The organism is Stenotrophomonas sp. PvP093, from assembly GCF_017876915.1.
In the GTDB taxonomy this organism is placed as follows: Bacteria; Pseudomonadota; Gammaproteobacteria; order Xanthomonadales; family Xanthomonadaceae; genus Stenotrophomonas; species Stenotrophomonas muris.
The window spans coordinates 293,666-305,761 of sequence record NZ_JAGIOX010000004.1 but is presented as its reverse complement, the minus strand read 5'-3'; the positions used below and the strand labels follow the sequence as shown (position 1 = coordinate 305,761).

Here is a 12,096-nt window from a genome sequence, read left to right as displayed (position 1 = left end):
CAATAAATGGAAATTATTGGATTAAGCTATTCCTGAATATGGAACAAATAGGAGGGCAACATGCTTAACCGCTCAAAGCCGGCAAGGTGAGCCACACGACGGTCTACCGGTATGCACGCGAGCTCGGCTTGCACTCGCACTTGCGGCAACCGAAGCGGCGTCGCGGTTACGGCCAGCGCCGCACGGGCCGCTTCGCCGACCGCAAGCCGATTCAGGCTCGACCGCCTGAAGTCGCCGAGCGAAGCCGCATTGGCGACTGGGAAGGCGACTCGGTGCGTCCCGCACGCGGCACGGGCGCGGTGATCACATTGGTCGAGCGGCGAAGCGGCTTCGTGCGCCTGACCTGGAGTCCGGACGGCACCGCCGATGCCGTCTCGCAAGCCATCGAGTGCCGCATGGATCGGCTGGCCGACTACATCCACACCATCACCTTCGATCGAGGCAGCGAGTTCGCCGAGGACCGCAGGCTGGAGAGATCACTCAAGGCTGCGATCTACTTCGCCGATCCGCACAGCCCGTGGCAACGCGGCTGCAACGAGAACCTCAACGGCCTGCTGCCACAGTATTTCCCGCGCAGCCGCGACTTCTCGACCATCACCATGGAAGAGCTACAAGCCGCCGAGGATCGTCTCAACGACAGGCCCAGAAAGAGGCTCGGCTACCTAACCCCAAGCGAGGTATTCTTCAACCCCAACCACATTGCACTTCAACGTTGAATTCGCCGGGGGATTACCATTCAACCGGAGGGGTGAGCCACCGAGCCTCAGTGCCCCGCTTTTCAAGGTGTGTGCCCTACAGAGTCTTGCGACGCGTCAGGGCAAAGCTGGCAACGATCCAACGGCGACCAGCATTTCATCAAATACCGCTCGAACCCTTCCCGGAATTGGGCCACGCTGAGGCCGATAGACGTACAACCCCCATGCCGGAGGTTCTTCGTTCTCCAGCACTTGCACGAGCTTCCCGCTGGCAATGTAGGGGGCGGCCATGTAGTCCGCCAGTTGCGCGAACGCGATCCCGGCCAGCGCCGCTCCCATTTCCATGTCGGCATTGTCGGCGACGAGAGTGGGTGCGGTAGGTGTCCACTGGCGTCCCGCCTTGAAGTGCCAAGGCCAGGGACGGCCGGTATTGATATCCAAGGCCACGGTAACTGGCAGGCTGCTTAGCGCATCGATTTTTGCAGGTACGCCCACTTTCTTGATCAGGCGCGGAGCGGCAACGATGGGGAGTCGCATGTCGGCGGCCTTGCGTGCGACGAAGCGGCTATCGCGCATGAATCCGACCCTGATCCCGACGTCAATCCCTTCGTCAACCGTATTGCTGATGCGATCGGACAGGCGCACATCCAGCGTGATGCCCGGATGACGCTCGGCCACGCGCTCCAGTGCCGGTAGCACCGCTCTGGTGCCCAGGCTGTGCGGTGCGGTGATGCGAACCGTACCGGACAGAGAGGCCTGCTGGTCGGAGCCAGGCGTTCGCCACAGATCCTCGAACTGCTCCAATGCGGGGCGCACTCGGTCTAGCAGCCCTTCGCCGAAGGCGGTGATGCGCACCTGGCGCGTGCTTCGATGAAACAACACCTCGCCGTAGTGTTGCTCCAGTTGCTGGATGGCACGGGTTACACCTTGCGGAGAAGTCCCCAGCCGGGCGGCCGCATCGCGAAAACTGCTGCTTTCGGCCGCCACCCGAAAGATACGCAGTAGTTCCATTTCCTTGTTCATGACGCACGCCTCATGGCCGGTTCTGCTGCTCGTTGATTGTTCCAGATTGTGAAATTATAAAATCGAAACAATTCCATATACAAGCGGGGAGCGGTTGCCCAGACTAACAGCACCCCGGAATGCTCCGCTCCGAACAACCCAATAAGGAACGCGAATGAACGCTGCCACTCTCATCACTGCCTACTACGACGCCTTCAACCGCGGCGACCGCGAGGCCATGCTGTCCATGTTGACCGATGACGTCGCGCACGACTTGAACCAGGGCGCTCGTGAGGTCGGTCGCGAAGCCTTCCGCGCCTTCCTGCAGCGCATGGACCGCTGCTATGGCGAGCAACTGCGCGGGATCGTGGTGATGGTCAGCGCCGACGGCCTGCGCGCAGGCGCGGAGTACGTGGTGCATGGCGAATACAAAGTGACGGACGACGGGCTGCCGGAAGCCAAGGGCCAGCGTTACGTGCTGCCGGGTGGCGCGTTCTTCGACATCCGCGATGGCAAGATCGCTCGTGTCACCAACTACTACAACCTCGGCGACTGGATCGCACAGGTTGGAGGGGACGCCTGAGATGACCAGCGACGTGCAGGTGCTGGTTCGTCGTGGTCCGGACATTGCCGAATGGTTCGATGCCGTGGCAGGCCTGCGGGCGAGCGTCTTCCGCAGCTTTCCTTACCTGTACGAGGGCGACACCGAATACGAGAAGCACTACCTCGCTATGTACGCCCGTTCGGCAGACAGCCTGCTGGTACTCGCGCTCGCTGATGACGTGGTCGTGGGTGCGTCCACGGGATTGCCGCTCGGCGATGCGGAGCCGGCCTTCCACGTGCCGTTCGCCGATCGAGGAATCCCGATGGAGACAGTGTTTTACTGCGGCGAATCAGTCCTGCTTCCGGCCTTCCGGGGCCTTGGCCTGGGCCATCGCTTCTTTGACGAACGCGAAGCGCATGCCCGTTCGTTGGGGGGCATGCAGTGGACATCGTTCGCGTCGGTGGATCGAGCAGACGACGATCCCCGGCGTCCTTCCAACTACCGCAGTAATGATCCCTTCTGGACCCGTCGTGGCTACGTGCGGCAGTCGGACATGAAGGTTACGCTGCCCTGGAAACAGGTGGGTGAGCCGAGCGAAACCGAGCAGACGCTCACGATGTGGCTGCGCCCCCTGGAGAACGCGAAATGAAAGTAGCAGTTGCGAAATACGCCGTGGGTCAGCCCACGGACTTCGAGGCATTCGCAGCGCGGCAGCGGCAGGTTCTGGAGGAGGCGAGCCGTGCCGGAGCGGAACTGGCCGTGTTGCCCGAATATCTGTCCCTCGAACTGGCTGCGATGTTCGAGCCTGGCATCCGCCAGGATTTCAACGCCTCGCTGGCCGCGCTGCAGGCCTTGCAGCCTGCGTGGCTGGACCTGTACACCGACCTGGCGCGCGAGCTGCGCATGACCATTCAGGCTGGTACGTTCTTGACCCGGGTTGGACCGGATCGCTATCGCAACCGCGCGTGGTGGTTTGCGCCGGACGGCACGCGTGATTACCAGGACAAATTGCAGTTGACGGGGTTCGAGAAAGACACTGGCGTCATCGAGGGGGGCGACGAACTCAAGGTGTTCGACCTGAATGGCGTGCGTGCCGGCATCGCTGTTTGCTACGACAGTGAGTTTCCATTGCCCGTGCGAGCCCAGCGAGAGGCGGGTGCACGCCTGCTGTTGGTCCCGAGCTGTACGGACACGAGGGCAGGTGCAACCCGGGTTCGTGTGGGCTGCATGGCGCGGGCACTGGAGAACCGGATGTTCGTCGCACAGGCCGTGACGACGGGAGCCGCTGACTGGAGTCCGGCGCTGGACACGAACACTGGCGAGGCCACGATCTATGCACCCATGGATCGTGGATTCCCCGAGGACGGCATTCTCGCGACTACTTGCGGCACGCAGACATGGGCGATCAGTGATCTTGACGTTGAGGCACTGGAACGAAACCAAGAACAGGCCCAGGTTGCGGTCGATCGTGACTGGGACGGACAGATGTTGCCTGCACTGCGGAAAGCTCGCCACTCGGGTCATCAGGTCGCCTAGCGACTCTTGAGCAAGCGCTTGATGCAGGTGCGCAATGCCCTGCAGCTGCTCAGCAGCTTGCGGCCGTTCGTGGAGCAGTCAACGGATGGATGGAAACCGTTCTGGAGAGCTATCTGCGGGAAGAATTTCCCAGTAGCGAAATCAGGAGCGATTCGCAGAACAAGTCCATTGACGAGACCATCTCTATCGTCCGCTCCTATCTGCGATAGAGGCACCAGGGTGCCCTCGATGAGGGCAAATTCAGTTAGGCAGTAAAGGAAGCGACATCATGAAATCACGTGCAGCAGTAGCCTTCGGGCCAGGAAAGCCGCTGGAAATCGTCGAGATCGACGTCGAGCCACCACGCAAGGGCGAGGTGCTCATCAAGATCACGAATACCGGCGTTTGCCATACCGACGCCTTCACCCTGTCGGGCGAGGACCCCGAAGGTATCTTCCCGGTCGTGCTGGGTCATGAAGGTGCGGGTATCGTCGTGGAGGTGGGTGAAGGTGTGACCAGCGTGAAGCCTGGCGATCACGTCATTCCGCTCTACACCGCCGAATGCGGCGAGTGCCTGTTCTGCAAGTCCGGCAAGACCAACCTGTGTGTCGCGGTTCGCGCAACCCAGGGCAAGGGGCTGATGCCCGATGGTACGACTCGCTTCTCGTACAACGGTCAGCCGGTTTACCACTACATGGGCTGCTCGACCTTCAGCGAATACACGGTCGTCGCCGAAGTCTCGCTGGCCAAGATCAACCCGGACGCCAACCACGAGCACGTCTGCCTGCTGGGCTGCGGCGTGACCACCGGCATCGGTGCCGTGCACAACACGGCCAAGGTACAGCCCGGCGACTCGGTGGCCATCTTCGGCCTCGACGGCATCGGTCTGGCTGCGATTCAAGGTGCACGCCAGGCCAAAGCGGGGCGCATCATCGCCATCGATACCAATCCGGCGAAGTTCGAACTGGCTCGTACCTTCGGCGCGACCGAATGTCTCAACCCGAAGGACTTCGACAAGCCGATTCACGAGGTTCTGATCGAGATGACCGGCTGGGGTGTCGATCACACCTTCGAGTGCATCGGCAACGTCGACGTGATGCGTTCGGCTCTGGAAGCTGCCCACCGCGGCTGGGGCCAGTCGATCGTCATCGGCGTGGCTGGTGCTGGCAAGGAAATTTCGACCCGCCCGTTCCAGTTGGTCACCGGTCGCACCTGGAAGGGTTCGGCGTTCGGTGGGGTCAAGGGCCGCACTCAGCTTCCCGGCATGGTGGAAGACGCAATGAAAGGCGAGATCGATCTCGCCCCGTTCGTCACCCACACCATGGGCCTGGACGACATCAACAAGGCCTTCGACCTGATGCATGAAGGCAAGTCGATTCGCACGGTGATCCACTACTGATCACCCACTATCCATTCAACATCAGCCACCAAGGAAATCAACCATGTCCAATCCTGTCATTTCCGGCGACGGCATCTTCTCGCACGTCTTCGTCGGCGCCGCCGACCTCCAGGAGTCGACCGCGTTCTATGACGCCGCTCTGGGTGCTCTCGGCATCAAGAACCTCGGTCCTTTCGGCAACGGATGGGTGCTTTTCGGTCGCGAAAAGCCGGCTTTCATCATCGCCCGTCCGGGCAATGGTGAAGCGTCTTCCAGCAACGGCGTGACGGTCGGCTTTGCGGCCGCCACTCCCGCCGAAGTGGACGCCTTCCACGCCGCCGGCCTTGCCGCAGGCGGTACCGACGAGGGCCAGCCCGGCCCGCGTGGCCACCTGCCGGGTGCCTATGCGGCCTACCTGCGTGATCCGGCGGGCAACAAGGTCTGCGCGTACACCTTCGTCTGAAAGCCCGGAAGCTGAGGGCGTTCTGAAAAGGCCAGCACAAGCCTCTAGACGGCCAGCCTATTGGACGGACCGTGTAGAGCGGTGCCCGCTCATGAAGATGGCCCGCAGCCATGTGCCAAACGCATGGCTGCGGGCATTTGCTTTGAAGCGTGTTTTTTCACCAAGAAGAAATGAGGTCGTTGTGAAAGAGCCGGCCAACATCAATACGACGACCGTACACCCCACTGCGACCGCCACCGTGTACGGCATGCCGGCCTATACCGATCGTGCTGCCGCCGCGGGTGAAGTGCACGCGCGCCCGCATCTGTTGATTCAGGCCCCCCGCGGCATATTGCAGCTCCTTTCATGACCGAAGGCGACCAGGCCAGGGATCAGATGGCGATGAGCGAGTTGTCCCATCGCTTCGGCGTTGCCGAACCCGACCATGCTACGCCGCTTCACGGCGTGACATGGGATGAAGGAGACCTGCACTGCGAAAAGCACACCGAGTTCTCGACGTATCTCTGGTGCGCTTCGCTGGATTCCGAGACGGGAGAGCCGTGCGGCGAAAATCCGTTCAAGCATGGATTTGTTCCTCCCGGCCCGGTCGTATCCGGCATCCGTTTGAGACTTCTTCCGTGGACGCAGGAAACGGAGAAGGAGGTCGATCGCTTCGATCCTGCCAGCCTGTGCTACTCGCTGGTGGAGAACGGCTCAGCGTCGCTTTGAGCTGGGTATGGAACCACAGCATCGGCTACCGCGGCTCTCGCATCATCATGCATGCGATTGCCGACAAAGAGCCCACGGCGTTGGACAAATCCGGCTCCCTGGATTGCAGAGTGGAACCGCAGCGCGCTGGAGACCCTGCGCGAGCCACTGGAGTCCGGCCACATCCGCATCGCCCGCGCGGCACGCAGCGTGCAGTATCCAGCGCGATTCCAGCTGGTGGCGGCGATGATCCGGGTCTGTGCGATCGTTAGAAGTTCAGTACACTGAGATCATTGGGTTAGAACTATCAACGATGTGCAGGGTGTCCCCTGCCGGATCCCTGACTAGCAGCCGAAATGGTGTGGTCTTGATTGATCTTGGGCCTGCTCAGGCACAGCACGGGGAACGGCAGTGGAGCTTGGTGCGTTAGGTGAAACCTATGGCAACACTTGAGGTTCTGCTCGAGGGCCGCGCACCAATTTCCACGATCGTACTTGCGCATCCCGAAGTGCCGGCCTTCACTCATCCGGCTCGCCGGGAAGGTGGCCACGCCGACCGCGGGGCATGCCTAAGTGAAAAGTCATATCAAGAATAAGCAAATCAGCTACCTGATGGCGCCTCAGCAAACACTGAGCACACTCGGAGCCAACCGGGAACTCGCTCGTGCACCTAATATGGGCCACCTCCGACTTCACGATTCGCGGGCAGCCTTACCCAGGCTTCCCCATCGTGCTCTATGACTCGATGGAGTCAGCCGTGGAGGTAAATCAATTCCTCCGACACTATCTTCTACGCGGAGTGATTGGTTCACGAGGGTCCTGGCCAAGCACAGGTCGAGCGCTCTATGACTACTTTGGCTTCCTCGAGGCTCATGACCTGCATTGGGCTGATGTAGACCGTGGCGAGGAGAAATCGCTTGTTGCCGCTTATCGGGACTATTGCCTGGAGCAAGTGAAGCTTGCCCGACGTACGGTTCGCCAGCGGCTGCACTACGTTTGCGACTTCTACGAGTACTCCCAGAAGCAGACCTGGATTGACCGACTTCCGTTTGGTATCGAAGATCGCACTGTCCGTCGCGAGAACGCAGGCTTCTTGGCGCACACCGATAAGTCTGGGAACACAATTAAGGTTCGCGATGTGATGCCTCGAAACCACAGGCAGTTGCCCAAATTCCTGACCCGAGAACAGGCTCACGCACTACTCGCATGCACTGAGAATCCGCATCACAGGATGATGACCCGGCTGGGACTCCAGACCGGCTTGCGTCGTGAGGAGATCGCTACGTTCCCGCTAGCCTATGTCTTCAACCCAGACGCCAGGCACGGTAGTGCGAGGAACGTCATGGTGGCCCTCGATCCCTCCGACGGAGAGGGCATGATGACCAAGGGCGGCAAGCCTCGAGATATTTGGATTTCGAGGCGTCTTATGAGCGATCTCTATCGCTACAGCGTCCTTGTCCGCGGCGAACTAGCGTCCCTGAGCGATAAGGCCCATCCCACACTCTTCCTGACGCAGGATGGTAGACCTTATGCGAATCATGGAAAGCACATCGAAGTCATCGTACGGAAGAACGGGCTGAAGGCAGGGTTCCGAACGCATCCGCACATGTTGCGGCACACCTACGCCACTCATATGCTTTTAGCTCTTCAGAGGGACAGAGCAGCACAAGCGGTAGAGCCGCTCGTGTTTGTTCAGCGCCAGCTTGGGCATGTCTCCATCGAGACAACCATGATCTACCTTCACCTTGTCAACTCCCTGGTCGATGATGCCGTCCTTGCTTACGACGAAGAGCTGAATGACCTGGTTGATACGCTCTCATGACAGGAAAGCGCAAGGTCCACATCAGGACTGATCTTCATCAGCCTCGGATAGCACAGCACCACGAAGGTGGTCTCCTGAAATCGGGCGATGATGACAGGAAGCCGCCTGCGGCGACGCTGGTGAACTTCGGTTTTAATGCCGTCGGTGCGCGGACCTACGACTTCGCCAGACACTACGCGGTGGGAATAGACGAAATCACCAGCGCCTGTCAGCGTCAAATAGAGCGCTTCCTGTGCAAGCAGGACGCAGAGTTAGAGGTAAGCACGATCGCCGGCTATGCACGCTCTGGGCTAGACACCTTTCTTCCCTACCTGGCTCTGCGCGCAGCCGCTCTCCGGCGCGCCTTGACCCTAGCCGACATAGATCGCGACGTGATAGATGGCTACCTCCGACATCTTGCGGATTCAGGTGCCACCCGCTCAGCGCAGAAGATGCGATACGACAAAACGAAGGCGGTGATCCAAGCGCTTGGTCGCCGCGGGCTTATCCATTTATTCGATGCAGGGACTGAGCGAACCTTTCCGGCGAACCCCTTTCCGAACAGTGCTAGACAGGTCAAGGGCGAGACGCCACTACTGCGAAAAGAGCGCCAAGCGTTCGCCGCGGCAGTTAAGACGGCAGTGATGCCGATCTTCCGGGAGGACGTAAGTGTTACTAGTGAACTGCTGTCATACGCACTTCTGATCATTGCACTCCACACTGGACGCAACACCACTCCTCTTCTTGAAATGGGTGCTGATTGCCTACGCCCCCACCCCAAAGAGAACACAGAGTTCCTCGTCCTCTGGAAGAGAAGGGGCTACAACTCCAGCAAAGTAGCACTTCGTGCAGATGGACAAGACGATCGCACGATTGAGTCAATGCCGGGCGTCAAGGTGCCTATCGTTCGCCTGATCCGGCGAGTGATAGAACTTTCCAAGCCCCTGCAGGCCGAAGCAGAAGCACATCATGCCGGTAGGATCTGGCTCTATCGCAGCCGCCAGCGAGGCAGAAGTGGGTATGTCACTGCGCTGAACGACTCCACGGTCTCCAACGCGATTCAGACCCTCGTCGCTGATGCGGAGCTAGTCGGCGCGGATGGAAAGCCACTGAGGATAAACGTCTCCCGCCTGCGGAAGACGTTCGCCAATCGCATCTTCGAGTTGCTTGATGGTGACCTAGGCAGCACTGCTGTCGCACTTGGCAGCACACCGAGGGTAGCCGGACGCAACTACATGAGGCCGGGAGAACGGTCCAGTCGCAACTGGCAGTTCATGGGCGAGGTGCTTACCCAAGAACTTCTCAGCCGAACGATCGGGGCGACTGAGCGGACGCCAACCGGCCGCTGCACCGATCCAAGCAATACCACGTATTCCTCCACGACAGCCGACGGCGCCGTGTGCTTTTCCTTTCTCGACTGCCTGCGCTGCCGCAACTATGTGGTGACTGGTGAGGATCTCTATCGACTCTTCAGCTTCTACTGGCGAGTTCTCCGTGAGCGGGATCGAATGGATGCCCGCATTTGGGAGAGACACTATGCCCACATTCCTCGACTTATAGAGCGTGATGTCATCGCGACGGGGTTACAGAGGAAGGTCTTCAAGCCGGCGGACGTCGATGCAGCTCGTGAGCGTGCTCGCCACGACCCTCACGCCTTCTGGAGGTTTGATTCTATTGCGTCACTTGACGATTTCCGCCAGCCATTGGAAGAGACTGCATGAACGCAACAGCGTTGCACCAGGTGGACTCAGATGTTCCATCTCAGACCTTCAGTTCCGTTTCACTGAACGCGAATGAGCGAGATCGCCTTGTCATTAGCTCGGCCAAGGTCAATGGCACCTTGGTCACCAGAAGCTTGTATGGGGATGGCACCTGGTTGCTGAATGGTGCCCCGCCCAACGTGGCGAAGGGCCATGCAAGGATTGACTTCTCAAGGGTGCCCGAGGAGTTTCGTGCCGCAGCCAAGGAGCTGATGTACCTGTACCATTTTCGTGGTCGAGAGGGGTCCGGTAAGGCCGCGGCCACCACGCTTGTGGGAGTGTTCGATCAGTCCGTGCAGTTCTTCCGCTATCTTGTGTCGATCAAGGTAGAGGCGCTCTGCGATGTCAGTCCAATGGTATGCGCTACGTATGTCGCCGCCTGCAAGGCAGAGCGTATAGTTCGCAAGGGTGACGGCAAGCCTCTGTCTGCGGAGGCCTTGGGAGGGCGGTTCTCTGCCGTCGAAGTTCTGTACGAGATGAGCTTGCTTACGAACGACCCGATGCCCTCGCACCCGTGGCCAGAAAGCTCGGCCAAGCATCTCGCAGGGCTCACCGGTTCGAGTAAGCGAAGCAAAACACCACTAATTCCTGACGATGTCTTCAGTGCATTGTTTCATGAGGCATGGTCGCTTGTTCAGAGAGGTTCTGCCCTACTTGACCTACGTGACACTCTTGAGGGATTTCCGGATACCTCAGTAGCCTTATCCAGCTCTGGTGCCAATCGAGCCAAGAACCGTCAGCTCAAATTGCTAGGCTGGGATAGAGGCGTTCGAAGCTTCGGAGTAGAGCTGAATAGGCTTCGCACGGCTTGCTACATTGTGGTCGCCAGCCTCTCTGGGTGTCGGAACCATGAGTTGGCGCATCTCCGGTCCTCGGCCTGCTACAGCACGCGAGGCGAAGAAGGTGAGGTCTATTGGTGGATGCGGGGGCGGAGCGATAAGACCGCAGTCGGCGACACCGAATGGATGATACCAACGGCTGCGGTGCAGGCACTAGCGGTCATGGACCGGTGGGCGATACCGCTACAGGAAGAGTTGGTGTTAGAAATCCAACGGATGACTGAGGCGAATCCACTTGATCCCGAAATTGCCGAGGCACAACGACATGTCGGCGCGGTGTTCATCGGCGCTGACAAAGATCGATCGGGCCGGGTACGGATACTGACCGACAGCGCGTGGAACATCGCTCTCACGTCTTTCGCACGGGGTATCGGTCTGAACTGGGTTCTTAGTACGCATCAGTTCCGTCGGAAGTTTGCCAACTACGCTGCACGCAGCCGTTTCGGTGACCTGCGGTATTTGCGCGAGCATTTCAAGCACTGGTCGCAGGACATGACCAATGATGCGTATGCACTCAATGAGTCGCAGGAGATTGAGTTGTATGGGGAGATCCTGGAAGAGCTAGCTGCGATCAAGCAAGGGGTTGCCGACCAATGGTTGAGTCCTGCTGAACCACTAGCCGGCGGCTATGGGGGCAGACTCACCTTCTGGCGGAGCCAGAACGAGAACATCGTTCTTTTCAAGGATCGGGCAACAATGGTTCGGTCAGTGGCGGAGAGCCATGCAATCCGTAGCAACGGGCACGCATGGTGTACTGCAGACGACAATCGGTGTATTGGAAACACTTTCGAGAAGACGCGCTGCAGTGGTTGCGACAATGCGGTCATTGGTAGCGTTCATGCTCATCTCTACCAGCGTCTCTATAGCGATCTCAAGGATGTCGCCAAGTGCGAAGACATTGGACAAGGTGGGCGATTGCGTGTACTTCGCGACCTTGAGCGCTGTCGCAACGTATTGCTTTCCCTGGGACACGATCCGGATGCTCACGCCCAATGACTACGAAACGAAAGCCCGGCGATGCCAGGCGCAAGGAACTTGAGCTTGCAGTCTCGCGAATTCAAAGGGGGCGAGCACGAACAGAAGCTAAGAAGCTCAGCATAACCTCCGTGGCGCATGAGGCTGGCGTCACCCCCGCTTTGATCCACAACCATTATCCAGACATCGCCGAAGCGATCCGCGAGGCCCAAGGCCGGTCGAGCCGGGCGCAGCGGGATGTGAAGCATGAGCAGTTGCTGGCCGAACGTGAGAGGAACCGGGCCCTCCGGGCAGAGAATCAGGCGCTTCGATCCCAGTTGGCTCGGTTGGCGTCCATCAATGAGGTCCTGCAGGCGGAGAACCGCGTCCTTGAAGCCAAGCAGCGCGATTCGAAGGTCGTCGATATCAGGCCCAAGGGCGCTACATAGCCGCTCCTGC

Annotated in this window: 12 protein-coding genes and 2 pseudogenes; 13 read left to right on the top strand and 1 reads right to left on the bottom strand. The window is 59.6% G+C overall.

Annotated elements, in window-relative coordinates; translation table 11 throughout:
* The first annotated feature begins 86 nt into the window (after positions 1-86).
* Positions 87-716, top strand: coding sequence for an IS30 family transposase (locus J3A72_RS04055; RefSeq protein WP_024957954.1), 630 nt, complete (start codon positions 87-89; stop codon positions 714-716).
* 96 nt (positions 717-812) lie between these two features.
* Here J3A72_RS04055 and J3A72_RS04050 read toward each other — a convergent pair whose 3' ends face one another.
* Entirely contained in the window at positions 813-1,718 is a 906-nt protein-coding gene (locus tag J3A72_RS04050) for a LysR family transcriptional regulator (RefSeq protein ID WP_024957955.1), read from the bottom strand.
* A 154-nt stretch (positions 1,719-1,872) separates the two neighbouring features.
* On the opposite strand from J3A72_RS04050, the gene J3A72_RS04045 reads away from it, so the two are divergent.
* The 12 genes and pseudogenes from J3A72_RS04045 to J3A72_RS03990 all read left to right on the top strand — a co-directional run bounded on the left by J3A72_RS04045 (position 1,873) and on the right by J3A72_RS03990 (position 12,086).
* A complete protein-coding gene (locus J3A72_RS04045) occupies positions 1,873-2,280 on the top strand; it encodes a ketosteroid isomerase-related protein (protein WP_024957956.1) in 408 nt (135 codons plus the stop codon).
* A 1-nt stretch (position 2,281) separates the two neighbouring features.
* Positions 2,282-2,890 carry a GNAT family N-acetyltransferase gene (locus J3A72_RS04040; RefSeq protein ID WP_024957957.1) on the top strand — a complete coding sequence of 203 codons (609 nt, stop codon included), beginning with the start codon at positions 2,282-2,284 and terminating at the stop codon, positions 2,888-2,890.
* Positions 2,887-3,777 carry a carbon-nitrogen hydrolase family protein gene (locus J3A72_RS04035; RefSeq protein ID WP_024957958.1) on the top strand — a complete coding sequence of 297 codons (891 nt, stop codon included), beginning with the start codon at positions 2,887-2,889 and terminating at the stop codon, positions 3,775-3,777. Before J3A72_RS04040 ends, J3A72_RS04035 begins: the two co-directional genes overlap by 4 nt.
* Entirely contained in the window at positions 3,714-3,986 is a 273-nt protein-coding gene (locus J3A72_RS04030; protein WP_050426966.1) for a metal-sensing transcriptional repressor, read from the top strand. Before J3A72_RS04035 ends, J3A72_RS04030 begins: the two co-directional genes overlap by 64 nt.
* Before the next feature lie 59 nt (positions 3,987-4,045).
* Positions 4,046-5,155, top strand: a complete 1,110-nt coding sequence (locus J3A72_RS04025; RefSeq protein WP_075075872.1) for an S-(hydroxymethyl)glutathione dehydrogenase/class III alcohol dehydrogenase — start codon at positions 4,046-4,048, stop codon at positions 5,153-5,155.
* Positions 5,156-5,198: 43 nt separating this feature from the next.
* Positions 5,199-5,597, top strand: a complete 399-nt coding sequence (locus tag J3A72_RS04020; protein WP_024957960.1) for a VOC family protein — start codon at positions 5,199-5,201, stop codon at positions 5,595-5,597.
* A gap of 181 nt (positions 5,598-5,778) precedes the next feature.
* Positions 5,779-6,302 (top strand): annotated as a pseudogene (locus J3A72_RS04015) (DUF3422 family protein); the annotation flags it as partial.
* A 105-nt stretch (positions 6,303-6,407) separates the two neighbouring features.
* Positions 6,408-6,533 (top strand): annotated as a pseudogene (locus tag J3A72_RS22945) (ATP-binding protein); the annotation flags it as partial.
* Positions 6,534-7,013: 480 nt separating this feature from the next.
* Positions 7,014-8,105 carry a tyrosine-type recombinase/integrase gene (locus J3A72_RS23205; RefSeq protein ID WP_197599548.1) on the top strand — a complete coding sequence of 364 codons (1,092 nt, stop codon included), beginning with the start codon at positions 7,014-7,016 and terminating at the stop codon, positions 8,103-8,105.
* A complete protein-coding gene (locus J3A72_RS04000) occupies positions 8,102-9,805 on the top strand; it encodes a hypothetical protein (protein WP_075076581.1) in 1,704 nt (567 codons plus the stop codon). The genes J3A72_RS23205 and J3A72_RS04000 overlap by 4 nt, the downstream gene beginning before the upstream one ends.
* On the top strand, positions 9,802-11,679 hold the full coding sequence (locus J3A72_RS03995; RefSeq protein WP_075076582.1) for a hypothetical protein: 1,878 nt from the start codon (positions 9,802-9,804) through the stop codon (positions 11,677-11,679). Before J3A72_RS04000 ends, J3A72_RS03995 begins: the two co-directional genes overlap by 4 nt.
* A complete protein-coding gene (locus tag J3A72_RS03990; protein ID WP_075076583.1) occupies positions 11,676-12,086 on the top strand; it encodes a TetR family transcriptional regulator in 411 nt (136 codons plus the stop codon). Before J3A72_RS03995 ends, J3A72_RS03990 begins: the two co-directional genes overlap by 4 nt.
* Positions 12,087-12,096 lie beyond the last annotated feature (10 nt).

Bases quoted from the DNA above. Each gene is read 5' to 3' on its own strand.
- J3A72_RS04050 (WP_024957955.1), bottom strand. From the start codon at position 1,718: ATGAACAAGGAAATGGAACTACTGCGTATCTTTCGGGTGGCGGCCGAA.
- J3A72_RS04045 (WP_024957956.1), top strand. From the start codon at position 1,873: ATGAACGCTGCCACTCTCATCACTGCCTACTACGACGCCTTCAACCGC.
- J3A72_RS04040 (WP_024957957.1), top strand. From the start codon at position 2,282: ATGACCAGCGACGTGCAGGTGCTGGTTCGTCGTGGTCCGGACATTGCC.
- J3A72_RS04035 (WP_024957958.1), top strand. From the start codon at position 2,887: ATGAAAGTAGCAGTTGCGAAATACGCCGTGGGTCAGCCCACGGACTTC.
- J3A72_RS04025 (WP_075075872.1), top strand. From the start codon at position 4,046: ATGAAATCACGTGCAGCAGTAGCCTTCGGGCCAGGAAAGCCGCTGGAA.
- J3A72_RS04020 (WP_024957960.1), top strand. From the start codon at position 5,199: ATGTCCAATCCTGTCATTTCCGGCGACGGCATCTTCTCGCACGTCTTC.
- J3A72_RS04000 (WP_075076581.1), top strand. From the start codon at position 8,102: ATGACAGGAAAGCGCAAGGTCCACATCAGGACTGATCTTCATCAGCCT.
- J3A72_RS03995 (WP_075076582.1), top strand. From the start codon at position 9,802: ATGAACGCAACAGCGTTGCACCAGGTGGACTCAGATGTTCCATCTCAG.
- J3A72_RS03990 (WP_075076583.1), top strand. From the start codon at position 11,676: ATGACTACGAAACGAAAGCCCGGCGATGCCAGGCGCAAGGAACTTGAG.